Source organism: Oxalobacteraceae bacterium OTU3CINTB1, from assembly GCA_024123955.1.
Classification (GTDB): Bacteria; Pseudomonadota; Gammaproteobacteria; order Burkholderiales; family Burkholderiaceae_D; genus Rugamonas.
This window is the reverse complement of record CP099652.1, coordinates 1,320,023-1,345,891: the sequence shown is the minus strand read 5'-3', so window position 1 is coordinate 1,345,891 and position 25,869 is coordinate 1,320,023. Positions and strand designations below refer to the sequence as shown.

Sequence of the window (25,869 nt, the reverse complement as noted above, 5' to 3'; positions counted from 1 at the left end):
GGCTTTGTTCCGCATTCCCTCCTCTACCTGACGTTGCCGGATTTTCGGCGCTCACAGACATACGCGAACCTATCATGTTTGAAAAAATCCTCATTGCCAACCGTGGCGAAATCGCCCTCCGCATCCAGCGCGCCTGCCGCGAAATGGGCATCAAGACGGTTGTGGTCCACTCGGAAGCGGACAAAGACGCCAAATACGTGAAGCTGGCGGATGAGTCGGTGTGTATCGGCCCGGCGCCTTCGTCGCTGAGCTATCTGAACATGCCGGCCATCATCAGCGCCGCCGAAGTGACCGACGCCGAAGCGATCCACCCGGGCTACGGCTTCCTGTCGGAGAACGCCGACTTCGCCGAGCGCGTGGAAAAATCGGGCTTCGTGTTCATCGGCCCGCGCTCCGAATCGATCCGCATGATGGGCGACAAGGTCTCGGCCAAGCAAACCATGATCAAGGCCGGCGTGCCTTGCGTGCCAGGTTCCGATGGCGCGCTGCCGGACGATCCGAAAGCCATCGTGCAAATCGCCCGCAAGGTCGGCTATCCGGTCATCATCAAGGCGGCCGGCGGCGGCGGCGGTCGCGGCATGCGCGTGGTGCACACCGAAGCGGCGCTGATCAACGCCGTGGCCATGACCAAGACCGAAGCGGGCACCGCCTTCGGCAATCCGGAAGTGTATATGGAGAAGTATCTGGAAAATCCGCGCCACGTGGAAATCCAGATCCTGGCCGACGAACACAAAAACGCCGTCTGGCTGGGCGAGCGCGACTGCTCGATGCAGCGCCGCCACCAGAAGGTCATCGAGGAAGCGCCGGCGCCGGGCATCCCGCGCAAGCTGATCGAAAAGATCGGCGACCGCTGCGCCGAAGCCTGCCGCAAGATCGGCTACCGTGGCGCCGGCACCTTCGAGTTCCTGTATGAAAACGGCGAGTTCTACTTCATCGAGATGAACACCCGCGTGCAGGTCGAGCATCCGGTGACCGAAATGATCACCGGCATCGACATCGTGCAGGAGCAGATCCGCATCGCCGCCGGCGAAAAGCTGCGCTTCCGCCAGCGCGACGTGATGCTGTCGGGCCACGCCATCGAGTGCCGCATCAACGCCGAGGACGCGTTCAAGTTCACGCCGTCGCCGGGTCGCATCACCTCGTGGCACGTGCCGGGCGGTCCCGGCGTGCGCGTCGATTCGCACGCCTACGCCGGCTACTACGTGCCGCCGCACTACGATTCGATGATCGGCAAGGTCATCTCGTACGGCGCCACCCGCGAGCAGGCGATCCGCCGCATGCAGATCGCGCTGTCGGAAATGGTCGTCGAAGGTATTTCGACCAACATTCCGCTGCACCGCGAACTGATGATCGACGCCCGTTTCATCGAAGGCGGCACCAACATCCATTACCTGGAACAGAAGCTGGCCGACATGCCGGACCTGCATAAACTGAGTTTGAAGGCGCAATAATGAGCTGGACTGAAATCGTCATCGAAATCGCGCGCGACCACGCCGAAGCCCTGTCGGACGCGTTGATGGAAGTCGGCGCGCTGTCGGTGTCCGTGGAAGACGCCGACGAAGGCACCGACCAGGAGCGCCCGCTGTTCGGCGAGCCGGGCATGGAACCGACCGAAGCGGCATGGGATCACAGCCGCGTCGTCGCCCTGACCAACGAGGATGACGACCAGGCCGCCATCGTGGCCGCCGCCGCCGAACAGATCAAGCTGGCGACCCTGCCGAAGTTCACCACGCGCAAGGTCGAGGAGCAGGACTGGGTGCGCCTGACGCAATCGCAGTTCGCGCCGATTCACATCGGCAAGAACATCTGGGTCGTGCCGAGCTGGCACGAGGCGCCGGACCCTGACGGCCTGATCCTGGAGCTGGACCCGGGCCTGGCCTTCGGCACCGGCAGCCATCCGACCACCCGCCTGTGCATGGAATGGCTGGAAGCGAACCCGGCGCCCGATAAAACCGTGCTCGACTACGGCTGCGGTTCCGGCATCCTGGCGATGGTCGCCAAGAAGGTTGGCGCCGGCGAAGTGGTGGGCGTCGACATCGATCCGCAAGCGATCGAATCGGCGGCCGACAACGCCGAACGCAACAAGTGCGAGATCGAATACTTCCTGCCGGACACCTTCGCGCAATCGCAGCACGCCGAGCAGAAGTTCGACATCGTGGTCGCCAATATCCTGTCGAGCCCGCTCAAACTGATGGCGCCGATGCTGTCGGGCCGCGTCGCTCCCGGTGGCGCGCTGATCCTGTCGGGCGTGCTGGCGCGCCAGGCCGAGGAAGTGGCTGCCGCCTACGCCCCGTTCATCAAGCTCGGCGTCTGGGCGGAACAAGACGGCTGGGTCGCCCTGCATGGCCGGCTCGGCAGTGATGCGGTACCCGCCCCGCGCTAACGGCAGCGATGGCGCTCGCCACTAAATGCCCCCACTGCAGCACGACGTTTCGGGTCGCTCATGACCAGTTGAAATTACGTGGGGGCATAGTGCGCTGTGGCTCCTGCAATGAAGTTTTCGACGGCAACGCCGCTCTGCTCGAGCCGCTCGCCATCCCGCAGCCGGTCTTTGCACCGGTTGTGTCCGAAGCACCCTATTCCCCGCTTCCGTTATACCCAACACCCGCACCCTTCGATGAAGCTGTGGCCGAGCAGGACACCCGCGCGTTCGAACCGCCCAGCGACGAACCGATCTATACTCTGGAGCTCGACAGCGCGGTGGACGAGGCTGGTCATGAACGGCAGCCTGATCGGGAGCCAACGATCGAATCTGACGCTGAGGTCGAGCAGGAAGTAGAGTCCGAACCCGCGGCCGAACCCGAGCCCATTCCTCAGCCTATCTGGGAGCCTGTCCCCGAGCCGCAACCCGAGCCGCAACCCGAGCCCGACGAGGAGGAGCAATCCTCCTCCGTCGAACCGGCGCCGGAAGACCCGCTCGCCATCAAACCGATGACGCACGAGGAGCTGGAAGCGGCGTTGGCGGCCGAACTGGCACTGATGGAGCAAAGCATCGCCGCCGAGGCCGCCGAACAGCAAGCTCCGTCGATGGCCGCCGCCGAGCGCCAGGAACCAACCATCGACCCCGACTCCCGCTACGACCTCGACGAGGCCGACGAGGAAGCGCTGGTCCAGCTCGCCGCCGCCAGGGAGCGCGACACCGCGCCCCAGCTGCACACCTTGCTGCGCGCCGCCTCGGCGCCGTCGCAAGACCACTTCGCGCCCCAGGCCGAAGTCCACAGCGTCGAGCCGCCGGAACCCGAAGTGGAAGAAAAGGAAGTCGACGACCCGAACGAACCGGGCTTCCTCAAGCGCGACCGCCGCCGCGAGCGCTACGGCAAGACCATCAACATCGCCATGGGCGTCGGCTCGCTGGTGCTGGTGGGCGCGCTGGCCGCGCAAGGCTTGACCACCTTCCGCAACCAGCTGGCCGCCAGCTACCCCGGCCTCAAGCCGACGTTGCAGGACATCTGCGCCACACTGGGTTGCAAGCTCGAACTGCCGACCCAGATCGACGAGCTCGTCATTGAGCAAGGCGAACTGCAAACCCTGAGCGAGACCACCTTCTCGTTCACCACCCTGCTGCGCAACCAAAGCACCACCGCGCAGCAGTGGCCGCACATCGAACTGGTGCTCGACGACGCCAACGACAAGGCCATTTTGCGGCGCGTGTTCACGCCGCGCGACTATTTGGGCGCCGACGCCGCGCTGGACAAAGGATTCGCCCCGCGCAGCGAGCAATCTGTCAAACTCTACTTTGAATTGAAACAGCTGAAAGCATCCGGCTATCACATCGCAGTCTTCTATCCATAAAGAACTATCATGACTCAGACCTCCATCATCTGCGGCTCGCTCGCGATCGACACCATCCTGCAATTCCCGGGCCGCTTCGACAGCATCCTGCTGGCCGACCAGCTGCACAAAGTGAACGTGTCGTTCCTGGCGCCGACGATGCGCACGGAATACGGCGGCTGCGCCGGCAACGTCGCCTACAACCTCAAGATGCTGGGCGGCGAGCCGCGCATCGTCGGCGTCATGGGCCAGGACAACGCCGCCTACATCGAGCGCCTGCACAAGCTCGACATCTCGACCGATAACATCCTGATCAAGCAGGACGCCTACAACGCCCAATGCTTCGTCACGGCGGACGAGGACAACAACCAGATCAACGCCTTCCACCCGGGCGCCATGTCGTACGCGCACGAGAACGACGTCGCCAAGGCGGGCGCGGCGGCGGTCGCCATCATCTCGCCGGACGGCCACCTGGGCATGCAAAAGCACGCCGCCGACCTGGCCAAGCTGCAGATCCCGTTCATCTTCGACCCGGGCCAGCAGCTGCCGATGTTCAACGGCGCCGAGCTGATCGCCTTCATCGACAAGGCCACCTACGTCACCGCCAACGACTACGAGATCGAACTGCTGATGGAGCGCACCGGCCTGACGATCCCGGACATCGCCAGCCGCCTGGAAGCGCTGATCGTCACGCGCGGCGAGCAGGGCTCGGAGATCTACACCAAGGGCGAGCGGATCGAGATTCCGGCCGTCAAGGTCGCAGACGTGCTGGACCCGACCGGCTGCGGCGACGCCTACCGCGCCGGCCTGCTGTTCGGCATCACGCAAGGCTGGAAATGGGAAACGACGGGCCGCCTGGCCAGTCTGATGGGTGCGATCAAGATCGCCAGCAAGGGCGGCCAGAACCACAAGCTGACCGTCGGCGAGATCGCCGACCGCTTCGAAGCGGCCTTCGGCTACCGCTTCTAAAAAGCAAATCCGGGGTCAGGTCCACCATTTCTACACGAACCCGTGTGTGGTGGACGATGGGCCTGCCGCACAAAGCAAATCCGGGGTCGGGTTCACCATCTACACATCAGCCCGTGTAGAAATGGTGGACCTGACCCCGGATTTTTTAACGGCCGTTGAAAGCCATGCCCAGCAGAATCTGGGCGATCTGCAGCGCGATCAGCGCCACCAGCAGCGATAAATCCAGATTGCCCACCAGCGGCACCACGCGGCGAATCGGCTTGAGCAGCGGCTCGTTGAGCGCGCGCACGAACGGCGCCAGCGGCGCGTTCGGATTGACCCAGCTGAAGATCGCTTCGACCACCAGCAGCGCCATGAAGCCGTACAGTATCCATTTGAGGAAGCGCTCGAACGCGGCCAACAGCACCGCCTGCGCCGGCCAGCCGGCAAAGAACAGCACCGACGTCGCCAGCAGCACGATCAGGAAGGCGCCGATCAGGCTGGCCCAGTCGTAACCGCCCATGCCCGGCACGATGCGCCGCAACGGCCGCACCAGCCAGTCCGAGAGCTGGAACGTAAATTGGGCCACCGATTGCGGCGGACGAACGCGGATCGCCTGCATCCAGAAGCGCAACAGCAAGGCCCCGCCCAACAACGTGGCGATGGCGTCGACAATCAACATAACAATACTAAGCACGGTCCCTCCAAAAAAAAGCCGCTGTGTGATTGTCTCACACAGCGGCCGGTTGCCTCAGCAGGCACCTAAGTATTTAGCTTAGGAAGGACGCGTGCTGGTTGGGAACGGCCATGCGGCCGCCGGTGCCAACACGGTTTTTGCTGCTGGCGCAGCTGCAGGAGCGGCTGGCTTGGCGACAGCTTCCTTCTTCGGTGCGGCCGCTTTAGGGGCGGCTTTTTTCACGGCTGGCTTGGCTGCAGGAGCAGCTGCTGCCGCGGCGACTGGCGCAGCTGCCGGTGCTGGAGCGGCTGCCGGTTTGGCGGCTGCCGGCTTGGCGGCTGGCTTGGCTGCCGGTTTAGCGGCTGGCTTGGCAGCAGCTGGTTTAGCGGCAGCTTTGACGGCTGGCTTCGTGGCAGCTGCCGGCTTGGCTGCTGCCTTAACCGGCTTTTTTGCTGCTGGCTTAGCCGCTGCCTTTGCAGCTGGCTTGGCTGCTGTTTTTGCCTTGGCGGCTGGTTTAGCGGCGACAGCTTTTTTGGCTGCTGGCTTGGCGGCTGGTTTAGCCGCTGGCTTGGCTGCTGCTTTCGCGGCAGGTTTAGCGGCTGGCTTGGCGGCCGCTTTTTTCGCTGCCGGTTTGGCGGCTACTTTTTTTGCCGCTGGCTTGGCTGCTGCTTTGGCTGCTGGCTTTGCCGCTGGCTTGGCAGCTGCTTTTTTAGCGGCTGGCTTTGCTGCCGGCTTGGCTGCTGCTTTGGCTGCTGGCTTTGCCGCTGCTTTTTTCACTGCTGGCTTGGCTGCTGCTTTCGCGGCTGGCTTTGCTGCTGGCTTTGCCGCGGCTTTTTTAGCGACTGGCTTGGCAGCTGCTTTTTTCACTGCTGGCTTAGCTGCTGGTTTGGCTGCTGGCTTGGCTGCTGCTTTCGCGGCTGGCTTGGCTGCTGCTTTTTTCACGGCTGGTTTTGCAGCTGGCTTGGCAGCGGCTTTGGCAGCTGGTTTAGCGGCTGGCTTAGCGGCGGCTTTCGCTGCTGGCTTGGCGGCTGCTTTCGCTGCGACAGGCTTTTTCGCTGGGGCGGCGGCTTTAGTAGCGGCCGGCTTTTTTGCTGCTGGTTTCTTTGCGGCAGTTGCCATTTTTAGTTCTCCTTCATCGGGGATGGGAAAATTCACATACAAGATTTAAACCCGTCCGGCCCCGGATTGGGCCAGGCGAATTATTCATCGGCACAAACAGGACACTGTTTGCGCTAATGAATTCGGCACCAGCTGAACTGCTGCAACCCCTCACGAGTGCAGCGCTTCAGCCATCTATCTGTCCGCCGTCCGTGGCCGGCGCGGCGTGCAGATACAAATCTTGTTGCGACGTTTTGCGGGTGGTCGGGCGTGTGCTCAGCTCCAGGGACCTACGTCGCAGCCATCGACCATTTTTGTTTTCAAACAAAAAACCGCCCAACCTGAACCGAATCAGGAAAGACGGTTGAACAAAAACGGTTTGGTCTTGTGCATATCTTTGTGAATCTGTATCCCGTGATCGCGATCATTTCTGCGGTGTGCGCACTTCAAAAAAAGCGCAGCTTTATAAACACACATTTTCAATCTCGTAAAGTACACGAAAACCTTGTCGGTACGCAACCGGCACGAGAAGTATTCGTCCGCTTTTTTTCGTCTTATGCTCGCCATTTCACATACGCGTGGCGCTTCGCGCTTGCTCGCTTGCGACATCGTGGTGCGATGTGCGCGCTCAATCGAGTTCGAAAATGCGCTCGCCGCGCCGCGCCAAAAAATCACGCTTCAAAGCGAGTCAATTGCCGCTTGGGTGTCTGCGATGTCGCCGGCATCTCCGCGCGTCCCTCGCCACCATCTTCCGAATTCGAGAGCGCTGGCGCATCGCATGCGCGCTGTCGCTACTCACTGTTTTTAAATTCGTCGCGATTATGAGACAGAGTGCGGCGAATGGCAAGCGGAATACTGCGATGCGCGGCCGCGCGTCTGCGCTCGGCGCGCGCGGCGGCGTGTAAGGATATGTGTCGTCGAGCGTTCGAAGCGTGTTCGGCGAGGTGCTCTCACGGTCGTCGATGCGCGATCGCCGAGCGCTCGACGCGTCGCGCGGCGATCGCGCGTCAGCCTATTCGGAATCTTCGTGCGCGTCGGGACTCTTGTGGCGCAGCACCCAGGCGTTCATGTCGGCGGCGAGACGCTTCATCATCCGCGCCAGATCGCGCCGCTCCGCGGCGGTCCAATCGGCCATCACTTCACCTACCTGCTTCTCGCGCGTTTGGCCGATGACGGCGACGACCTCGCTGCCGGCCTTCGTCACCGCCGCTTCGCGCACGCGCTTGTCGCGCGCGCCGGCGCGGCGCGCCACCAAGTCAAGTTCGTCGAACCGTACAACCTGCCGCTGATGCTGCCGCAGTATCTGACCGAGGGCGTCCTACGCGACAGGCTCGCCGAACTCGGACACGCACCGCGCTTCGGCCACGAGCTGACCCGCTTCGAACAGGATGGCGAAGGCGTCACCGCGCAACTGGCGAAGGCCGACGGCACCACCATCACCAACACCGCGGTGCGGGCACGCGACCCGGTCGGCGCCGACGGCGGCCGCAGCTTCGGACGCGGCGCTGGCCGCCGTCATCGCCGCCCGCACCGGCCGCGCCGATATCGCGGTGCACGCGGTGCACGCGGTGCACGCGGTGCATTGGCGCTCGGTACGAGATGAGTTCGGCCTGGCGGAGTACATCGAGCGGTTCGTATAAAAGAAAAAGCCCGGCACGAAGCCGGGCTTTTTCCATGCAACCGACAACCGGGATCAATCCCAGTTCAGCGCGCCGCCGGTCTGGTACTCGATGACGCGGGTCTCGAAGAAGTTACGCTCTTTCTTCAAGTCGATCATCTCGCTCATCCACGGGAATGGGTTCTCTTCCTGGTCGAACAGCGTCTCCAAACCGATCTGCGTGGCGCGGCGGTTGGCGATGAAGCGCAGGTAACCCTTGAACATGGTCGCGTTCAGACCGAGCACGCCGCGCGGCATGGTGTCTTCGGCGTACGCGTACTCCAGGTCCACGGCCTTCAGGAACAGCTGCTTGATCTCTTCCTTGAACGCCGGGGTCCACAGCAGCGGATTTTCCATCTTGATCGTGTTGATCAAATCGATACCGAAATTGCAATGCATCGATTCGTCGCGCAGGATGTACTGGTACTGCTCCGCCGCGCCCATCATCTTGTTCTGGCGGCCCAGCGCCAGGATCTGGGTGAAGCCGACGTAGAAGAACAGGCCTTCCATCAAGCAAGCGAAGACGATCAGGGACTTGAGCAGCTTCTGGTCGTTTTCCACGGTGCCGGTGGTGAAGGCCGGATCGGTCAGGGTGTCGATGAACGGGATCAGGAACTCGTCCTTGTCGCGGATCGATTTGACTTCATTATAGGCGTTGAAGATCTCCGACTCGTCCAGGCCCAGCGACTCGACGATGTACTGGTAGGCGTGGGTGTGGATCGCTTCCTCGAACGCCTGGCGCAGCAGGTACTGGCGGCATTCCGGCGCGGTGATGTGGCGATAGGTGCCCAGCACGATGTTGTTGGCGGCCAGCGAGTCGGCGGTGACGAAGAAGCCGAGGTTGCGCTTGACCAGGCGACGCTCGTCGTCGGTCAGGCCGTTCGGGTTCTTCCACAGCTCGATATCGCGCTGCATGTTCACTTCCTGCGGCATCCAGTGGTTGGCGCAGCCGGCCAGGTATTTGTCCCATGCCCACTTGTACTTGAACGGCACCAGCTGATTGACGTCGGTTTTGCCGTTGATGATGCGCTTGTCGTCGGCGTTGACGCGCAGCGCGACTTGCTCGGCGTTGGCTTCGCCGGAGGCCAGTGCGGCCTCGTTGATGGCTTGTGGTACCGCTGGTGCGGCTTCTTCGTCCCAGGACAGCGACATAGTGTATTTCCTTCTGAATTCGGGTATTCGGTCTAAAAAGAACCGCCCGGACGGGCCGGGACGGTTCTCTCTCTATATATATTAGTCAGCGCCGGCTTATTGGCAAGCTTCGCATTCCTCGAAACCGTCGTCGCCCGGACGCAGGTAGCAGGCTTCGCCGTCCGCTTCGGCGGTGACCGCCGGAGCCGCCGCAGCGACCGGTGCAGCGGCAGCCGCCGAGGCCATTGCGCTGGCCGACATGCCGCCGTCCACCGACACCGCGTTCAGCGCGCCGGTCTTCGAGGTCGACTTCTCGGTGTGGGTGGCCGAGGTGGTGCGCAGGTAGTAGGTGGTCTTCAGGCCGCGCAGCCATGCCAGCTTGTAGGTCTCGTCCAGCTTCTTGCCCGAGGCGCCGGCCATGTAGATGTTCAGCGATTGGGCCTGGTCGATCCATTTCTGGCGGCGCGACGCCGCTTCCACCAGCCAGGTCGGCGACACTTCGAACGCGGTTGCGTAAATATCACGCAGGTCGTTCGGAATGCGGTCGATCTTGGTCAGCGAGCCGTCGAAGTACTTCAAGTCGGCGATCATGACCTCGTCCCACAGGTCGCGCGCCTTCAGGTCGCGCACCAGGTAGGAGTTAATCTCGGTGAACTCGCCCGACAGGTTGGACTTCACGTACAGGTTCTGGAAGGTCGGTTCGATGCAAGCCGACACGCCGATGATGTTCGAGATGGTCGCGGTTGGAGCGATCGCCACGCAGTTCGAGTTACGCATGCCGAACTTCTTGATGCGATCGCGCACCGGGGTCCAGTCCATCGCCGACGACAGGTCCTGCTCCAGGTAGCCGCCGCGCTCTTCGGCCAGCAGCTTGACGGAATCCTGTGGCAGGATGCCGCGGTCCCACAGCGAACCTTTGTACGACTGATAGTGGCCGCGCTCTTCGGCCAGCTCGGTCGATGCCAGATAGGCGTAGTAGCACACCGCTTCCATCGAGGTGTCGGCGAAGGCCACGCACTCCGGCGACGAGAACGGCACGCGCATCATGTGCAGGCAGTCCTGGAATCCCATCACGCCCAGGCCCACCGGACGGTGGCGCATGTTGGCGTTGCGGGCCTTGTCGACGGCGTAGTAGTTGATGTCGATGACGTTGTCGAGCATGCGCATCGCGGTGCGGATGGTCTTTTGCAGCTTGACGTGATCGAGCTTGCCCTCTTTCATATGGGCCGGCATGTTGACCGAGCCGAGGTTGCAGACGGCGATTTCGTCAGGGCCGGTGTTCAGGGTGATCTCGGTGCACAGGTTCGAGCTGTGGACCATGCCCACGTGCGACTGCGGCGAACGGATGTTGCATGGGTCTTTGAACGTGATCCATGGGTGGCCGGTTTCGAACAGCATCGACAGCATCTTGCGCCACAGGTCCAGCGCGGCGATCTTCTTGAACACGCGGATTTCGCCGGCGGCGGCCTTGGCTTCGTAGCCCAGGTAGGCTTTTTCGAAGGCCTTGCCGACCAAGTCGTGCAGGTCAGGGCAATCCGATGGCGAGAACAGGGTCCAGTCGCCCTTTTCCATCACGCGCTTCATGAACATGTCCGGAATCCAGTTGGCGGTGTTCATGTCGTGGGTGCGGCGGCGGTCGTCGCCGGTGTTCTTGCGCAGGTCCAGGAATTCTTCGATGTCCATGTGCCAGGTTTCCAGGTAGGCGCAGACCGCGCCCTTGCGCTTGCCGCCCTGGTTGACCGCGACGGCGGTGTCGTTGACCACTTTCAGGAACGGCACCACGCCTTGCGATTTGCCGTTGGTGCCCTTGATGTGGGCGCCCAGCGCGCGCACCGGAGTCCAGTCGTTACCCAGGCCGCCGGCGAACTTGGCCAACAGCGCGTTTTCCTTGATGGCGTCGTAGATGCCTTCCAGGTCGTCCGAGACGGTGGTCAGGTAGCACGACGACAGCTGCGAACGCAGGGTGCCGGAGTTGAACAGGGTCGGGGTCGACGACATGAAGTCGAACGACGACAGCAGGTTGTAGAACTCGATGGCGCGCGCTTCGCGGTCGCTTTCGTTCAGGGCCAGGCCCATCGCCACGCGCATGTAGAACGCCTGCGGCATTTCGATGCGGACGTCGCGCACGTGCAGGAAGTAGCGGTCATACAGGGTTTGCAGGCCGATGTAGCCGAACTGCAGATCGCGGTCGGCGACCAGCGCCTTGGCCAGGCGGGCCAGGTCGAATTCGGCCAGCTTGACGTCCAGCAGCTCGTTTTCGATACCCTTGGCGATGTACTGCGGGAAGTAGGTGATGTACTCGGCGGCCGCCGCGCCCTGCGCGACTTCCTTGCCGAAGACTTCCTTACGAATCGTGTGCAGCAGGATGCGGGCCGTCACTTGCGAGTAGGCCGGGTCCTTTTCCATCAGCGCGCGGGCGGCCAGGATGGCGGACTTGTGCAGCTCTTCGACCGGCACGCCGTCGTACAGGTTTTTCAGCGTCTCGGCGACGATGGCGTCGGCGTCGACGTGCTTTTCCAGGCCGATGCAGGCGGCGTTAATCAGGCCGGTGACGCGGTCCATTTCCAGCGGCTTGCGCTCGCCGTTTTCCAGCACGTGGATTTGCGGCGCGGCGATCTTGGCGCTGGCGCCCTGCGCTTCCTTGAGCGCGCGGCGCTCTTCCATGTGTTTGGCGCGGTACAGGACATAGGCGCGGGCGACATCGTGCTCGCCGGAGCGCATCAGCGCCAGCTCGACCTGGTCTTGCACGTCTTCGATGTGGAAGGTGCCGCCCGATGGCTGGCGGCGCACCAGCGCCGTCACGACGCTGGCGGTCAGCTGTTCTACGAGCTCGCGGATGCGCGCGGAGGCGGCGCCCTGGCCGCCGTTCACGGCCAGGAAGGCCTTGGTCACGGCGATCGCGATTTTCGACGGTTCAAACGCGACGACCGCGCCGTTACGGCGGATGATGCGGTAGTCACCGAGGTCGCCGGCTGCCGTGGACGGGCTGCTGGCGGTGCTCGCAGCGGCTGCTGGTACCAGCGCTGGATTGATGGTGATGTCTTGTGTAGATTGCATTTAAGCTCCCCGATAACGGCGTGCAGTCAGTGCTGCGCGGCTATGTTTGAAAATAAAAAGGCCAAATTGAAGCGATCAGCCACACCTGCCTGGCTGGTTAAACTACTTTAATAAGGGTGGTGAGTTAGTCCAGGAACTTGCTGTGATTTGATTAACCAGTGCCATGTGAACTACTATATCTAGTGATTGCGAAGAACCGATCCACTGATTGTAGTGTTCCGATGGGGCTAATACAAGGGGAAATTTTTGCGTTTCCGCCATTTTTTCGGTTGACTTTACAGAACGCCTTTTACAAAGCGCAATACAGCGCTAGCGCCCACTAACCCGGCTTTCGATATCCGGATTTCTTCACAGAATTTCCGATAACTTTTAACATAAAAGTTCCAATCGAACAACAGTCCGGGGTCGGTTTTGCGGCCGGGCGCGATGTCCTCGTGGCCTTGGACGTCGGTCAGCGGATAGCGCTCGGCCAGCGCCGCCGTCAGCGCCGCCAGCGCTCCGTACTGCGCCGCTTCGAACGGCGTGTCGTCGGTGCCTTCCAGCTCGATGCCGATCGAGTAGTCGTTACATTTTTCGCGTCCGCGAAACGACGACCTGCCGGCGTGCCAGGCGCGGTCGTTGGCCGAGACGTACTGGATCACCCGGCCGTCGCGGCGCACAAAAAAATGGCTCGACACTTTCAGCCCGCGCAGGTCCGCGAACGAAGGGTCAGCATTATAGTCCACCCGGCCGGTAAACAGGTCGGACACGTGGGGACCGCCGAAACAGCCGCCCGGCAGGCTGATATTGTGGATCACCAGCAGCGTGATGTCGGCCGGGTCGGGACGGCAGTCGAAGTTGGGGCTGTCATAGCGGTTCGCCGCCGGCCACCAGCCGTCCGCGCCTATGCGGTTGTTCATGCCTCGGGCTCCTGGATCTTCAGTTTCTGCATTTGATAGCGCAGCTGGCGGAAGCTAATGCCCAGCAGCTGCGCGGCCTGCGTGCGGTTGAACTGCGTCTGCGTCAGCGCGCGCAGGATGATGTCGCGCTCGACCTGGTTCAGGTAGTCGGGCAGGCTGGCCGGCAGCGGCTCCGTCGCCGCCGACGACGGGAGTGGGGGCGCTGGAACCTGCGCCACCTCCGACGTCTCGACCACCTCGGGCATGCGCGCGCCCTTGAGCGCCAGGTCGGCCACCTCGATCACGCCGTCGTTGGCGAAGGCCAGCGCCCGCTCCAGGATGTTTTCCAGCTCGCGCACATTGCCGGGGAAGGGATAGCCGCGCAGCGCATCGAGCACGCCCTCCCCCAGCGCCGCCTGGTGCTCGAAGGTGCCCAACCGCTCCAGGATCGCGCAGGTCAGCACAGGCAGATCGTCGAGCCGCTCGCGCAGCGGCGGCAGACCCAGTTCGATGACATTCAGGCGGTAGAACAGATCCTGGCGAAAGCTGCCCTGCTCCACGCATTGCGCCAGGTTTTTATGGGTCGCGCTAATAATACGCACGTCGACCGGCTCCTCGGCGGTGGCGCCGATCTTGCGCACGCGCCGCTCCTGGATCGCCCGCAGCAGCTTGACCTGCATCGCCAGCGGCAGGTCGGCCACCTCGTCGAGCATCAGGGTGCCGCCGTCGGCCGCCTGGAAAAAGCCGTCCCGGTCGTCGGCGGCGCCGGTGAAGGCGCCCTTGCGGTAGCCGAAAAACTCGGCCTCCATCAGCGCCTCCGGAATCGCGCCGCAGTTGACGGCGATGAAGGGTTTGCTGGCGCGCGAGCTTTGCGCGTGAATTTCGCGCGCCGCCAGCTCCTTGCCGCTGCCCGATTCGCCGTGGATGGCGATCGGCGCCATCGAGCGCGCCAGCCGGGCGATCTGCGCGCGCAGCGACTGGATCACCGCCGAATCGCCCTTCAGGCGGCTGGCCGGCGGCGCCGCGCTGGCCGCCAGCCCGGCCGGCGGCGGCACGTTCAGGCGCAGGGCCGAGCGCACCATCAGGCGCAATTGGTCCAGCGCCACCGGCTTGGAGATGTAATCGAAGGCGCCGGCCTTGAGCGCGACGACGGCGTTGTCGGCGCTGCCGAAGGCCGTCACCACCGCGATCGGCGTGTTCTTGTGGGCGGCGCCCACTTCGCGCACCAGCTCCAGACCCAGGCCGTCGGGCAGGCGCATGTCGGTCAGCACCAGTTGATAGTCACGATGCTCACGCTCGGCGCCGGCCAGCAGCGCGCGCGCCTCCGCCAGGGTGGCGGCGCTATCGACGTCCAGCCCCATTTTCACCAGGGTCAGTTCCAGCAGTTCGCGCAGGTCGGCTTCATCGTCGACCACCAGCACGCGGGGAGAACGCTCGCTCATGGCACTGCCTCTTCTTATTTTTGCGCCGGTTGGGCGAAGGTGATCACAAAGCGTCCGCTGGAGCGGCGGCCGCCATCGGGGCTGTCGCGGCTATCGAAACGGTATTCGTAATCGAGCCGGGCCTCGTTATTCAAACACAATTCGCGCGCCAGATACAGCCCCAGGCCGGTGCCTTTGCTCGATGTGGTGTAAAACGGCTCGAACAGGTGGGCCCTCACCTCCGGCGAGATGCCCGGACCGTCGTCCTGCACATGCAGCTCCATGCGCTGCGCGTGGTGCGGATGGGTGAGCAGGTCGACCCGGATCGATTGCGGGCCGCCGCTGGCATAGCGTACCGAGTTGTTTAACAGATTAAACACCACCTCGCGCAGGTGCAGCGGATCGAAGCGCACCATCGTGCCCGGCGCCACCGACAGGCCGACGATGTCCGACGGCAGGCCGTGGTTGTTGATGAATTCCGACCGCAAGTCGGCCAGGAAGCCGTCCAGCGCCAGCGGCTCGTTATTCGGCTGCACCTTGCGCGACAGCTGCAGGATGTCCTCGACCATGCGGTTGACCCGCGCCACGTTGTCGCCGACGATCTTGAGCAGCCGCAGGTGCCCGGTGCTGTCCAGGTCCTCCCCCAGCAGCGCGGTGGCGTGGCCGATGGCCGACAGCGGATTGCGCACTTCGTGGGCGATGCTGGCGGTCAGGCGCCCCATCGACGCCAGCTTCAGTTGCTGCGCCTGATTTTCGATGCCCGTCACGTCCTGCAGAAAAATCACGCTGCGCTCGAAGCCGACGCCGGAGGACGACGTGTCGACCGCCGCGAAGCGCACCTTCAAATGCGCGGACAAGTCGCGGCGCGCGCTCCAGGCGGCGGTCAGCCCTTGCAGCGCGGCGTCGCTGAACGGCTTGATGGTGACGAAGACGGTACTGCGCGCCGGATCGTCGCGCCATTCGGCGTAGGCCTGCGCCAACGGCGCCAGCGGCGCGGCCGCCGACAGCTTGAAGTTCAGGTCCGGGCCGACCAATCCAAGCATCTGGCGCGCCGCCGGATTGCCGGCCGAGACCCGCCCGTCCGGATCGACCACCAGGATGCCGTCGCCGATATTGGCCATCACGAGCCGGTTGACCGCCTGCTGCACATTGATTTCCATGCCGCGCTGGATCGCCAGCTCCTCCTGGCCGATCAATTTGCCGGCCATGCGGTTGACCACCAGCACGGCGGCGAAAAAGGCGGCGCCGTACAACCCCGATTGCAGCAGGCCATGCTGGCTCTCCATCGCCAGCAGCTGCCACAGGCTTTCGCCGAGCATGAACAGCGCCACCAGCGCGGTGCAGAACAGCGCCAGCACCAGCGGCGCCAGGATGGCCGAACCGGCCAGCGGGAACAGATACAGGATGGCCAGGCCGCTGCGCACCCCGCCGCCGGCGAGGTACAGCAGCGAGATGACGGCCAGGTCGCAGGCGATCTGCGACAGCAGTTGCAGCAGGAAGCGGCGGCGCCAGTAGAAGGCCGTCAGCGCGAAGGCGACCGCCAGGCCCAGATAGGCCAGGCAAACCGGCAGGTAGGGATAGTCGCCGGCGGCGCGCAGGCCCCGGCTGTCGAAACTCAGATAGACCAGCAGCACCAGCGCGATGACCACGCGCGTGGCGTTGAGGGTTTGCAGCGACCGCCAGAAGGTGGCGCGCGATTCAGCCGACAGGGCTTGGAGGCGCGCGACCACCGGTCGGCCCGGGCTTTACGCCGCCGGCGCGGCGGCGTGCGCCGCGCAGCAGTAATCGCGGCCGTTGGCGTGGACCGCCTCCGAGGCGGGGAAGAAAATGCCGCACCTGGCGCATTCGAGCATCGTCTCGGCGTCGGCCAGCGCTTTCTCGGTGCGCGCCTTGTAGACGGTCTGCCCCGCGCCCGGTGCGCCCGGCGGCACCTCCTGGTTCGGCGGCGGTTGGCGGAACTGCTGCTGGTTGCGCTTTTGCGCGCTGCGGATTTTGCTGCGGATCGCGAAGATCACCAGGAAAATCAGTCCCAGCCAAAACAAAATACGGCTCATGCCCATCCTTTATGCAAAACCACTTCAAACACAAAACGGCTGCCGACATACGCCAGCAACAACGTCGCAAATCCGGCCAGGGTGAAGCTCAGCGCCGTCTTGCCGCGCCAGCCGCGGAAGCGCCGGCCGGCCAGCAGCGCGGCGAACAACATCCAGGACAGTAGCGTAAACGCCGACTTGTGGTCCCATTTGAGGGCCTGGCCGAACAGCTGTTCCGAAAACACGATGCCCGACAACACCGTCAAACTCAATAACGCGAAGCCGAAGCCTATCATGCGGAACAACAGCTTCTCCATCGTCAGCAGCGCGGGCAGCTGGTCCAGCGCGCCGGACAGGAAGCTTTTGCGGTCGGTGGCCGCGTGCAGCCGCGCCTCCTGCAGCGCCATCAGCACGGCATGGAAGGCGGCGATGGTCAGGGTGCTGTAGGCCATCGTGGCGATGGCAATGTGCCAGCCGAACAGCGAGGTTTTGCCCTCCAGCGGAATCAAATTACCGGGGAAAATGGCCTGCAGCGCGGCGGCGACGGCGGCGCTGGGCATGACCAGGCGGCGCATGCCGTCCAGGCTGAAATTGCGGTTTTCAAGCCAGTAGGCCGCCACCGAGACCCACAAGGCCGACGACAGCATGGCCGCGAAACCGATCCGCAGCGAACCGGCCGCCGCCACCTCCAGCCACAGGCCGGCGCCGTGCAAGGTCCAGGCGGCCACCGTCACGGCCGAAATCAGGCCGGCGCGGCGCGATGGCAGGGCGGCGCACAGGATGTACAGCGCGATGGCTGCGATGAACAAGTAGGTCTGCATGTCCGGCAGTTTACACCATCGCTCAGTCGACGGCTGCCATCCTCAGTTCGTCGTTGTGGTGGCGCTGCTGTTCCTCCATGACCAGCTGTCCCAGTTCGCGCTTCAGGGCGTTGAATTCGGCGGCGGCCGGATCGCGCATGCGCGGCAGATCGACGATCAGGTCGCGCTTGACGGTGCCCGGCCGGTAGGTCATGACGACGATGCGGTCGGCCAGGTAAATCGCCTCTTCTATACTGTGGGTGACGAAGATGATGGTCTTTTTCAGCTCTGACCAGATGCGCAGCAGTTCGTCCTGCAGGTTGCGGCGCGTGAGCGCGTCGAGCGCGCCGAACGGCTCGTCCATCAGCATGATCGGCGAGTCCAGCGCCAGCACCCGGGCGATGGCGACGCGCTGGCGCATGCCGCCCGACAGGTCCTTCGGAAAGCGGCTGCGGAAGTCCTGCAGGGACAGCATGCCGAGCAGCTTGTCGACGATGGCGTTGATCTCGCCCTTGGCCATGCCCTTGATCTCCAGGCCGAAGGCGACGTTGTCGGCCACCGTCATCCACGGGAACAGCGCGTACTCCTGGAACACCATGCCGCGCTCCGGTCCCGGTCCGGTCACCAGCTTGCCGTCGGCGGTGATGCTGCCCGACGTCGGCGGCGCGAAGCCGGCCACCGCGTTGAGCAGGGTCGATTTGCCGCAGCCGGAAGGTCCCAGCAGGCAGACGAACTGCCCCTGCGGGATCTCCAGGTTGATGTCCTTGAGCGCCACCAGTTCGCGGTCGGCGGTCTGGAACACCTTGCTCACATTCGATACGACGATATGGGTAGCGCTCATTAATTCTCCAATCCGCGGTGCCAGCGCAGCAGGTGGTTATTCAGCTTGTTCATGCCGACGTCGATGGCCAGGCCGATCAAGCCGATGCTGATCATGCCGGCGATGATTTTGTCGGACCAGAAGTACTCGCGCGCCTCCAGGATGCGGAAACCGAGGCCGTTGTTCACGGCGATCATCTCGGAGACGATGACCACGATGAAGGCGGTGCCGATGCCGATCCGCACGCCGGACAGGATATAGGGCACGGCGGCCGGCAGGATCACGCGCAGGAACATGGTGCCGCCGCTGGCGCCCAGGTTGCGCGCCGCGCGCAGGTAGATGCCGTCGACCTGGCGCACGCCGGCGATGGTATTCATCAGCACCGGGAAGAAGGCGCCCAGCGCGATCAGGAACACGGCCGGCGGATTACCGAGCCCGAACCACAGGATCGACAACGGAATGTAGGCGATCGGCGGGATGGGCCGCAGCAGCTGCACCAGGGGATTGAGCCAGTCGTAGACCCTCGGCTTGGCGCCCATGGCCAGGCCGATCGGCAACGCCAGCCCGGCGCCGATGACGAAACCGACCACCACCCGATACAGGCTGCCGATCGAATCGGTGATCAACTCGCCGGAGACGGCCCACGCCAGCCAGCTCCCGGCGGCCGGATCATACGGCTGCAGCGGCAGCAGGTAAGCGATCCACTTTTCCACCACCGCCAGCGGCGACGGCAGCACCTGCGGATTGACCCAGCCGAGCATCGCCACCGCCTGCCACAGCGCGATGACCAGGGCCGGCACCACCATGCCGACGGCGGCCTGGCGCCAGGAGGAGTTGGAGCGGGCGGCCATTTACTTCACGCCCAGGTTCTTCTTGGCCGCGTCGAGCAGGTCGGTCTTGACCCAGTCCCTGGCCAGCGGCGGCTTGCTCATGCGACCGACGCCGGTCTTGACCATGACGTCGGTGGTGGTCTGGATATGCTCGGGCGTGATGTCGTAGCTGTAGGGCGAATTGCCGATGGCGTCGTCGAAATCGTCCTTGGTGATCTGGCCCTTGAACACCACCTCGCGCACATACTTCTCGGCCAGCGCCTTGTTTTCGATGAAGCTCTTGGTCGCCTGCACGAAGCAGTTCATGAACTTCTCGGCCACCGGCCGGCGCTCCTTGTAGAACTTCTCGGTCATGACCATGGTGCGCACCGGCTCGCCGATCGGGGTGTCGTAGGGCTTGAGCATCTCGCTGCCGAAACCCTTGTTGATGGCCTGGGAGGACTGCGGCTCGGACTGCATCATGGCGTCGATGTTCTTGCCCAGCAGCGCCTGGTTGAGGTCGGCGTAGGCCAGGAACACCAGCTGCACGTCCTTGCCCGGCTGGTCGGCGAACGTCATGCCGTTCTTTTGCAGCTCGGCCAGCAGCAGCACCTCCTGGATGCCGCCGCGCGTGACGCCGACCCGCTTGCCCTTGAGGTCCTTGACGGTTTTCAGGTTCAGGTCGGTGCGCCCGACCAGCCGCGCCCCGCCCTTGGCGAAACCGGCCACCACATAGATCGGCGCGCCGCCGGCGCGCCCGGAAATGGCCGCCTCCGACGCCGTGGTGCCGATGTCGAGCTCGCCGGCGATGATGGCCTGCATCACGTCCAGCCCCTTGGCGAAGACGTGCTCCTCGACCTTGATGCCGCACTTGGGCGCGATCTCCTTTATATAGGAGACGGCGCCGTAGTGGGCGAACTTCAGGTTGCCCAGCCGGACCACGTCCTGCGCGTGGGCGCCGGCGGCGACAGTGCTGAGCAGTGCTGCGGCTAACCTCATGCGGAACGCTTTGAATTTCATCCGGCTCTCCTAGGGGTGTACGTGATGTTGCGGTGGTGCACAGATCATACCAAGGGGCTTTGGTCTTGCCTATTAGCTCCCTGCCAAACAACTACGGAATAGTTGATGCCCGTGACAATTTGCGCATATTGCTTGCGCTAGATCAGATACTATGTGGATTCGATAATATTAATTATTAATTAATATCCATGAACCCACCACTCTCCGGCACCAACCTGGCCCGCGCGTGCGGCGCCACCACCCTCTTCCTGACAATTGCCGCCTGTGGCGGCGGCGGCGCCGATGTGGTCGCCACCGCCCCGCCGCCGCCGCCGATCGTCGCGCCGTCGGTCACGGTGACCGGCGAGGCCAGTCAGGTGCTGGTTGGCGGCAAGGCCGTCACGCTCAACGCCGCCCCCGTCCTGGGCACCACCATCGCCTGGACCATCGTCGAAGGCCCGGGCACGTTGTCGGCGGCCAGCGGCGCCACCGTCAGCTACGTGCCGCCGGCCGCCGGCATCAGCGCCAACACGACGGTGCGCATCAAGGCCAGCGCCGGCGACGCGACCAAAACCTTCCGCGTCACCGTCTACCCCGACCCCGGCGCGCCGGGCCTGGATCTGCTCGCCGGCGTGCTCGGCAGCCAGGGCAACCTCGACGGCGCGGGCACGGCGGCGCGCTTCAGCACCATCAACGCCATCGCGCCCGACGCCTCGGGCAACCTGCTGGTCGTCGACGGCGGCCAACGGTTGCGCAAGGTCGGCGCCGCCGGCGCCGTGACTACCATCGCCTTGCCGGCCTCGTGGCCCATCTTCAACGATGTCAGCGTTGCGCCGGACAACACGGCCTATCTGCTGGGCCTGGACGGCGAAAGCAAAACCCGGGTGCTGAAGCTACTGCCGGACAATAGTGCGGTGCCGTTCCTGACGTCCGCGCAAACCGGCCAGCCCAAACGCATCGTCGCCGGCCGTGCCGGCCTGTTCCTGATCGGAAACGCGCAGATCGCCACGGTCGGCCTCGACGGCAGCGCCGGCGTCACCATCGGCAACGAAGAGGACGGCGCCGCGCCCTGCCGGGACGGCAACGGCGCCACCGCGCGTCTGGGCGCGATCAACGACGCCACGCTCGACGCCGCCGGCAACCTGATCGTCCTGGCCTGCTCGAGCGTGCGCAAGATCACGCCGGCCGGCGTCGTCACCACTCTGGCGGGCGACCTGACCGCCGCCGGCACGCCGAGGGATGGCGTCGGCGCGGCCGCGCATTTCGGCAACCACCAGGCGTCGGTGGCGATCGACCAGGGCGGCACCATCCGCGTGCTCGACTTCGACCAGCCGGTCGCCAACGGCGACACGTCCACCATCGCCTACCGGCTGCGCAAGGTCGCCGCCGACGGCACGGTGACCACCCTGGCTAGCGGCACCTACCGCCACGACACCCCGGCGACGCCGGTGGCCGGCTGGGCCTATCCGGTCAAATGGCTGCGCTATCTGACCGACGGCACGGCCATCGTTTCCAAGGGCGCCGAGCTGCGCAAGATCGCCGACAACGGCACATTGGCCGCCTTCGCCGGCGATAGCGGCGACATCACGGGCGAGGTGACAGGCCCGGTGGCGACGGCGCGTTTCGTCAATCCCCGCTCGATCAGCGCCGACCTGGCCGGCAACCTGTACGTGCTCGACGAAGTGACGCGGGAGCACACCACCGCCTACAAAATCTCGACCGCCGGCCAGGTCACCAAAATCCTCGACACCACCCTGGCCCCGCCGCTGGCGGCGTCGGAGATCATCGCCTCGCCGGACGGCACCGTGTATATCTCGCATCGCAGGTACGTCGGCAAGTTCGACCAGCCGGCCTACAATGCCGGGGCGATCTACCGCTTGGGCGCCGACGGCGTGCCGCAGCCGTTCGCCGGGTCGACCGCCGACGCGCTAGCCAGCGCCCCGCGCAAGGACGGCCAGGGAACCGCCGCCGATTTCTACGCCATCACCATGCTCGGCTTTGACGCCGACGGCAATTTGTATGTCGAAGACCAGGGCAACGGCGCCCTGGTGTACCGGCGGATCGACGCCGCCGGCCTGGTCAGCACGGTGGCCGCCTTGCCAGCCGGCGTGGGCGTCGCGCCCGACGGCTACCGCTACCGCGCCGACTCGGGCGCCGGTCTGGTCTACCGCCTCGAAGCCAACGGCGCGCGCACCGTGGTGGCCGGCACTGCCGGCCTGAACGGCAACCGCCTCGGCGCCGCCCCGGGTAGCCTGATCGCCTCGCCGACCCACTGGGACGCCCCGCTCGGCCTGGCCGTGACGCCGACCGGACCGCGCACCCTGGCCATCGTCTCCGGCGGGGCCATCCTCAAACTGGTGCTGCCGAACTAGGCGCGCGCGGGGAAGCCGGCTGTCATGCGGTAAAATGGCGGCCATCGTCCGGCCGCGGGCCGGCTCCCCCTACAGGTTGCACATCCATCATGCTAGATAATCTTACCCAACGCCTTGCCAAGGTCGTCAAAACGATGCGCGGCGAGGCCCGCCTGACCGAAGCCAACACCGCCGAGATGCTGCGCGAAGTGCGCATGGCGCTGCTCGAGGCCGACGTCGCCCTGCCGGCCGTGCGCGAATTCATCGCCCGGGTCAAGGAAAAAGCCCTGGGCGAGGAAGTGATCTCGTCGCTCACGCCGGGCCAGGCGCTGGTCGGCGTGGTGCAGCGCGAGCTGGCCACCTTGATGGGCGCCGACCTCGGCCCGGAGGCCACGCAGCTGAGCTTCGCCCAGCAGCCGCCGGCGATCATCCTGATGGCCGGTCTGCAGGGTGTCGGTAAAACCACCACCGTCGGCAAGCTGGCCAAATACCTGAAGGAAGAAAAGAAGAAGAAGGTGCTGACGGTGTCGGCCGACGTCTACCGTCCGGCCGCGATCGCCCAGCTGCAATCGGTCACCGCGCAGGTCGGCGCCGACTTCTTCCCGTCCACCGCGCAGGACAAGCCGGTCGACATCGCGCTCGCCGCGCTCGACTGGGCCAAGAAGCACTACCACGACGTGCTGATCATCGACACCGCCGGCCGCCTGGGCATCGACGAGGCGATGATGACCGAGATCGCCGCCGTGCACGCGGCCGTCAAGCCGATCGAAACCCTGTTCGTGGTCGACGCCATGCTCGGCCAGGACGCCATCAACACCGCCAAGGCCTTCAACGACGCGCTGCCGCTGACCGGCATCGTGCTGACCAAGCTGGACGGCGATTCGCGCGGCGGCGCGGCGCTGTCGGTGCGCCACATCACCGGCAAGCCGATCAAGTTTGCCGGCGTGTCCGAAAAACTCGACGGCCTCGAGCCGTTCGACCCGGCCCGCATGGCCAACCGCGTGCTGGGCATGGGCGACATCATGGCGCTGGTCGAAGAGGCGCGCAAAGGCGTCGACAGCAAGGCGGCGGCCGACCTGGCGCAGAAGATGAAGGTCGGCGGCAAGTTCGACATGAACGACTTCAAGGCGCAACTGGGCCAGATGAAGAAAATGGGCGGCATGGCCAGCCTGGTCGACAAGCTGCCGGCGCAGTTCCAGCAGGCCGCCGGCGGCGCCAACATGGACCAGGCCGACAAGCAGGTGCGGCGCATGGTCGGCATCATCGATTCGATGACGCCGCAGGAACGGGCCAAGCCGGAACTGATCAAGGCCACCCGCAAGCGCCGCATCGCCGCCGGCGCCGGCGTGCAAGTGCAGGAAGTGAACCGCATGCTGACCCAGTTCGAGCAGATGCAATCGATGATGAAAAAGCTCTCCGGCGGCGGCATGATGAAGATGATGCGCTCGATGAAGGGCATGATGCCGGGCATGCGCTAGGGCGGACTATCGGAGCACGCAAGCGTGCGCTGGCCGTGCCCCAACACGGCGCGGACACGGGGAAATATGCGGGTTTGCGCCCTTGGACGGTGCAGTGGCCCACGTAGGCAGGAATTTACGTGGTGTTTCCGGGCAAAAACGCGAAAAAGACTTGCATAAGGCTTAAAACCCCACCAATATTAGCCGGTGCGATCAATTGCGCAATTTTCCATGTGTTCGTTAAGGAGGCTCGAGAATGGCAACAGCCAAAAAAACCCCAGCAGCAGCACCAGCTAAGAAGGCCGCGGCCGCGAAACCGGCAGCCGCGAAAAAAGCAGCACCAGCAAAAGAAGCAGCAGCCAAACCAGCCGCCGTGAAAAAAGCCGCGGCCCCGGCCGCCGCGCGCAAACCGAACGCCGCTTTCATGAAAGCGATGACCCCATCGACCGTGCTCGCAGCCGTCGTGGGCGCCGAGCCGCTGCCACGTACCGAAGTGACCAAAAAAGTCTGGGATTACATCAAAAAGCTCGACCTGCAAGATCCGGCCAACCGCCGCATGATCAACGCCGACGACAAGCTGAAAGCTGTATTCGGCGGCAAAGCCCAAGTGTCCATGTTCGAAATGACCAAGCTCATTTCCGACCACCTGAAATAAGCGCAGCGGCCGCGGGGCCGCGCCGGAGATGCCTCCCTCGCCCACGCGACGGAGGCATTTTTTTTGCCCCAACTCCGGGGTCAGGTCCACTTTTTCTACACGGCCTGGTGCGTAAGCCCGCACCACGGTCGGGCTTGTGTAGAAATGGTGGACCTGACCCCGGAGCTGATCAGGTGCCGGCCAGGGAGGCGTCGGACGATTCGCGTGTGATCAGCGTGAACGGCAGCAGCTTGTGCTGCACCGGGGCGGGGTCGCCGGCGCGGCGGCGGCGGATCTGGTCGATCAGCAGGTCGACGGCGGCGCGCGCCATGTCGCTGATCGGCTGGTGGATCGTGGTCAGCTCCGGCCACACCGTGGTGGCGACCGGCGTGTCGTCGAAGCCGCATACCACCAGGTCCTCCGGCACCTGCAGGTGCAAGCCGTGCGCCACCGCCACCACGGCGGCGGCCATGTCGTCGTTGGCGGCGAAGATCGCGCGCGGACGGCTCTTGTGCGACAGCAGCTGGCGCGCGGCCGTCAGGCCCGAACGGTAAGTGAACAGGCCGGGCGCGACGCGCTCCGGCAGCACGGCCAGGCCGGCTTCGGCCATCGCGTCTTGGTAGGCCTTGTAGCGCAGCAGCGCCGGCGTGTGCAGCGGATCGCCCTGGATGAAGGCGATGTCCTTGTGGCCGCGCCCAAGCAGGTAGCGCATCATCGCCATCGCGCCTTCGTAATCGTCGATGCGCACGGCCGACACCCCGGCCACGGGACGGCCGGTGGCGATCGCCACGGTCGGCATGCCGATCTGGTCGAGCTGCTTCAACGCGGACTTGGAATCGCACAACGGCGGCGGCACCAGGATGCCGTCGGCGCCGTTGGCGATCAGGCGGGCGATGGCGCTGCGCTGGCTGCGCAGGTCGTCGCAACGCTCCAAAATCAACTGGCCGCCGCTCTGGCTGCACTGGTCCATCGCGCCGACCAGGAAGGCGCTCATGTAGGCCGAGCTGGGGTTGCTGTAGAGCAGGCCGACGCCCAGGGTGCCCACGCGGGCCGCGCGGGCGGCGAAGTTGACCTGGTAGTTCAGGGACGCGATCGCCGCCGTCACCTTGTCGCGCGTGGCGTCGGAGACGTGCGAGTTGCCATTCATCACCCGCGACACCGTCATGGCCGATACTCCGGCAACGCGCGCCACATCATAAATGGTTGCGCCGCTCTGGCTACGATCAGTTTGTTTTACAGGCACTTGGTTCCCTTGCTGGCTGGTCAGCGATTCCTAGGTTTAACAAGCTTTTGATTATATGCGATAGCGCCCGGCTTTCCGGCGCCGGC

The 25,869-nt window shown here is 64.5% G+C and carries 21 protein-coding genes; 9 read left to right on the top strand and 12 right to left on the bottom strand.

Features of this window, described 5'->3' with window-relative positions; all coding sequences use genetic code 11:
• Window positions 1–74 precede the first annotated feature (74 nt).
• From accC to NHH73_05730, 4 genes are all read left to right on the top strand, one after another.
• Entirely contained in the window at window positions 75–1,451 is a 1,377-nt protein-coding gene (gene accC / locus NHH73_05745) for an acetyl-CoA carboxylase biotin carboxylase subunit (protein USX27791.1), read from the top strand.
• A complete protein-coding gene (gene prmA / locus NHH73_05740; GenBank protein USX27790.1) occupies window positions 1,451–2,383 on the top strand; it encodes a 50S ribosomal protein L11 methyltransferase in 933 nt (310 codons plus the stop codon). Before accC ends, prmA begins: the two co-directional genes overlap by 1 nt.
• A gap of 242 nt (window positions 2,384–2,625) precedes the next feature.
• Window positions 2,626–3,792, top strand: coding sequence for a DUF3426 domain-containing protein (locus NHH73_05735; GenBank protein ID USX27789.1), 1,167 nt, complete (start codon window positions 2,626–2,628; stop codon window positions 3,790–3,792).
• A 9-nt stretch (window positions 3,793–3,801) separates the two neighbouring features.
• The gene (locus tag NHH73_05730) at window positions 3,802–4,740 is read left to right on the top strand and encodes a carbohydrate kinase family protein (protein USX27788.1); all 939 of its coding nucleotides are present in this window, start codon (window positions 3,802–3,804) and stop codon (window positions 4,738–4,740) included.
• A 145-nt stretch (window positions 4,741–4,885) separates the two neighbouring features.
• Here NHH73_05730 and NHH73_05725 read toward each other — a convergent pair whose 3' ends face one another.
• Window positions 4,886–5,401 (bottom strand): YggT family protein, encoded by a 516-nt coding sequence (locus NHH73_05725; GenBank protein USX29564.1) that lies wholly within the window; start codon window positions 5,399–5,401, stop codon window positions 4,886–4,888.
• Window positions 5,402–5,804: 403 nt separating this feature from the next.
• On the opposite strand from NHH73_05725, the gene NHH73_05720 reads away from it, so the two are divergent.
• Complete coding sequence (locus NHH73_05720; GenBank protein ID USX27787.1) at window positions 5,805–6,563, top strand: hypothetical protein; 759 nt, start codon at window positions 5,805–5,807, stop codon at window positions 6,561–6,563.
• Between the two features lie 975 nt (window positions 6,564–7,538).
• A complete protein-coding gene (locus NHH73_05715; protein ID USX27786.1) occupies window positions 7,539–8,096 on the top strand; it encodes an FAD-dependent monooxygenase in 558 nt (185 codons plus the stop codon).
• A gap of 90 nt (window positions 8,097–8,186) precedes the next feature.
• Here NHH73_05715 and NHH73_05710 read toward each other — a convergent pair whose 3' ends face one another.
• From NHH73_05710 to NHH73_05665, 10 genes are all read right to left on the bottom strand, one after another.
• Window positions 8,187–9,302 carry a ribonucleotide-diphosphate reductase subunit beta gene (locus NHH73_05710; GenBank protein ID USX27785.1) on the bottom strand — a complete coding sequence of 372 codons (1,116 nt, stop codon included), beginning with the start codon at window positions 9,300–9,302 and terminating at the stop codon, window positions 8,187–8,189.
• A 96-nt stretch (window positions 9,303–9,398) separates the two neighbouring features.
• The gene (locus tag NHH73_05705; protein USX27784.1) at window positions 9,399–12,338 is read right to left on the bottom strand and encodes a ribonucleoside-diphosphate reductase subunit alpha; all 2,940 of its coding nucleotides are present in this window, start codon (window positions 12,336–12,338) and stop codon (window positions 9,399–9,401) included.
• A gap of 275 nt (window positions 12,339–12,613) precedes the next feature.
• Window positions 12,614–13,237, bottom strand: a complete 624-nt coding sequence (gene ampD / locus NHH73_05700) for a 1,6-anhydro-N-acetylmuramyl-L-alanine amidase AmpD (GenBank protein ID USX27783.1) — start codon at window positions 13,235–13,237, stop codon at window positions 12,614–12,616.
• On the bottom strand, window positions 13,234–14,658 hold the full coding sequence (locus NHH73_05695; protein USX27782.1) for a sigma-54 dependent transcriptional regulator: 1,425 nt from the start codon (window positions 14,656–14,658) through the stop codon (window positions 13,234–13,236). The genes ampD and NHH73_05695 overlap by 4 nt, the downstream gene beginning before the upstream one ends.
• A gap of 14 nt (window positions 14,659–14,672) precedes the next feature.
• The gene (locus tag NHH73_05690) at window positions 14,673–16,367 is read right to left on the bottom strand and encodes an ATP-binding protein (GenBank protein ID USX27781.1); all 1,695 of its coding nucleotides are present in this window, start codon (window positions 16,365–16,367) and stop codon (window positions 14,673–14,675) included.
• Window positions 16,368–16,382: 15 nt separating this feature from the next.
• Window positions 16,383–16,691, bottom strand: coding sequence for a hypothetical protein (locus tag NHH73_05685; GenBank protein ID USX27780.1), 309 nt, complete (start codon window positions 16,689–16,691; stop codon window positions 16,383–16,385).
• A complete protein-coding gene (gene ccsA / locus NHH73_05680) occupies window positions 16,688–17,491 on the bottom strand; it encodes a cytochrome c biogenesis protein CcsA (GenBank protein USX27779.1) in 804 nt (267 codons plus the stop codon). The genes NHH73_05685 and ccsA overlap by 4 nt, the downstream gene beginning before the upstream one ends.
• A gap of 22 nt (window positions 17,492–17,513) precedes the next feature.
• Window positions 17,514–18,311 (bottom strand): ABC transporter ATP-binding protein, encoded by a 798-nt coding sequence (locus NHH73_05675; GenBank protein USX27778.1) that lies wholly within the window; start codon window positions 18,309–18,311, stop codon window positions 17,514–17,516.
• On the bottom strand, window positions 18,311–19,141 hold the full coding sequence (locus NHH73_05670) for an ABC transporter permease (protein USX27777.1): 831 nt from the start codon (window positions 19,139–19,141) through the stop codon (window positions 18,311–18,313). The genes NHH73_05675 and NHH73_05670 overlap by 1 nt, the downstream gene beginning before the upstream one ends.
• Complete coding sequence (locus NHH73_05665) at window positions 19,142–20,098, bottom strand: ABC transporter substrate-binding protein (protein ID USX29563.1); 957 nt, start codon at window positions 20,096–20,098, stop codon at window positions 19,142–19,144.
• Between the two features lie 209 nt (window positions 20,099–20,307).
• Here NHH73_05665 and NHH73_05660 point away from each other — a divergent pair, with 209 nt between their 5' ends.
• The 3 genes from NHH73_05660 to NHH73_05650 all read left to right on the top strand — a co-directional run bounded on the left by NHH73_05660 (window position 20,308) and on the right by NHH73_05650 (window position 24,561).
• Window positions 20,308–22,470, top strand: a complete 2,163-nt coding sequence (locus NHH73_05660) for a hypothetical protein (protein ID USX27776.1) — start codon at window positions 20,308–20,310, stop codon at window positions 22,468–22,470.
• Between the two features lie 89 nt (window positions 22,471–22,559).
• Window positions 22,560–23,927, top strand: a complete 1,368-nt coding sequence (gene ffh / locus NHH73_05655; protein ID USX27775.1) for a signal recognition particle protein — start codon at window positions 22,560–22,562, stop codon at window positions 23,925–23,927.
• Between the two features lie 235 nt (window positions 23,928–24,162).
• The gene (locus NHH73_05650) at window positions 24,163–24,561 is read left to right on the top strand and encodes an SWIB/MDM2 domain-containing protein (GenBank protein ID USX27774.1); all 399 of its coding nucleotides are present in this window, start codon (window positions 24,163–24,165) and stop codon (window positions 24,559–24,561) included.
• Window positions 24,562–24,730: 169 nt separating this feature from the next.
• On the opposite strand, the gene NHH73_05645 is transcribed toward NHH73_05650, so the two are convergent.
• Window positions 24,731–25,705, bottom strand: a complete 975-nt coding sequence (locus NHH73_05645) for a LacI family DNA-binding transcriptional regulator (GenBank protein ID USX27773.1) — start codon at window positions 25,703–25,705, stop codon at window positions 24,731–24,733.
• Between the last annotated feature and the right edge of the window lie 164 nt (window positions 25,706–25,869).

Coding starts and splice junctions, on each gene's coding strand:
- accC (USX27791.1), top strand. CDS start 75: ATGTTTGAAAAAATCCTCATTGCCAACCGTGGCGAAATCGCCCTCCGC.
- prmA (USX27790.1), top strand. CDS start 1,451: ATGAGCTGGACTGAAATCGTCATCGAAATCGCGCGCGACCACGCCGAA.
- NHH73_05730 (USX27788.1), top strand. CDS start 3,802: ATGACTCAGACCTCCATCATCTGCGGCTCGCTCGCGATCGACACCATC.
- NHH73_05725 (USX29564.1), bottom strand. CDS start 5,401: ATGTTGATTGTCGACGCCATCGCCACGTTGTTGGGCGGGGCCTTGCTG.
- NHH73_05710 (USX27785.1), bottom strand. CDS start 9,302: ATGTCGCTGTCCTGGGACGAAGAAGCCGCACCAGCGGTACCACAAGCC.
- NHH73_05705 (USX27784.1), bottom strand. CDS start 12,338: ATGCAATCTACACAAGACATCACCATCAATCCAGCGCTGGTACCAGCA.
- ampD (USX27783.1), bottom strand. CDS start 13,237: ATGAACAACCGCATAGGCGCGGACGGCTGGTGGCCGGCGGCGAACCGC.
- NHH73_05695 (USX27782.1), bottom strand. CDS start 14,658: ATGAGCGAGCGTTCTCCCCGCGTGCTGGTGGTCGACGATGAAGCCGAC.
- NHH73_05685 (USX27780.1), bottom strand. CDS start 16,691: ATGAGCCGTATTTTGTTTTGGCTGGGACTGATTTTCCTGGTGATCTTC.
- ccsA (USX27779.1), bottom strand. CDS start 17,491: ATGCAGACCTACTTGTTCATCGCAGCCATCGCGCTGTACATCCTGTGC.
- NHH73_05675 (USX27778.1), bottom strand. CDS start 18,311: ATGAGCGCTACCCATATCGTCGTATCGAATGTGAGCAAGGTGTTCCAG.
- NHH73_05670 (USX27777.1), bottom strand. CDS start 19,141: ATGGCCGCCCGCTCCAACTCCTCCTGGCGCCAGGCCGCCGTCGGCATG.
- NHH73_05665 (USX29563.1), bottom strand. CDS start 20,098: ATGAGGTTAGCCGCAGCACTGCTCAGCACTGTCGCCGCCGGCGCCCAC.
- NHH73_05660 (USX27776.1), top strand. CDS start 20,308: ATGAACCCACCACTCTCCGGCACCAACCTGGCCCGCGCGTGCGGCGCC.
- ffh (USX27775.1), top strand. CDS start 22,560: ATGCTAGATAATCTTACCCAACGCCTTGCCAAGGTCGTCAAAACGATG.
- NHH73_05650 (USX27774.1), top strand. CDS start 24,163: ATGGCAACAGCCAAAAAAACCCCAGCAGCAGCACCAGCTAAGAAGGCC.
- NHH73_05645 (USX27773.1), bottom strand. CDS start 25,705: ATGACGGTGTCGCGGGTGATGAATGGCAACTCGCACGTCTCCGACGCC.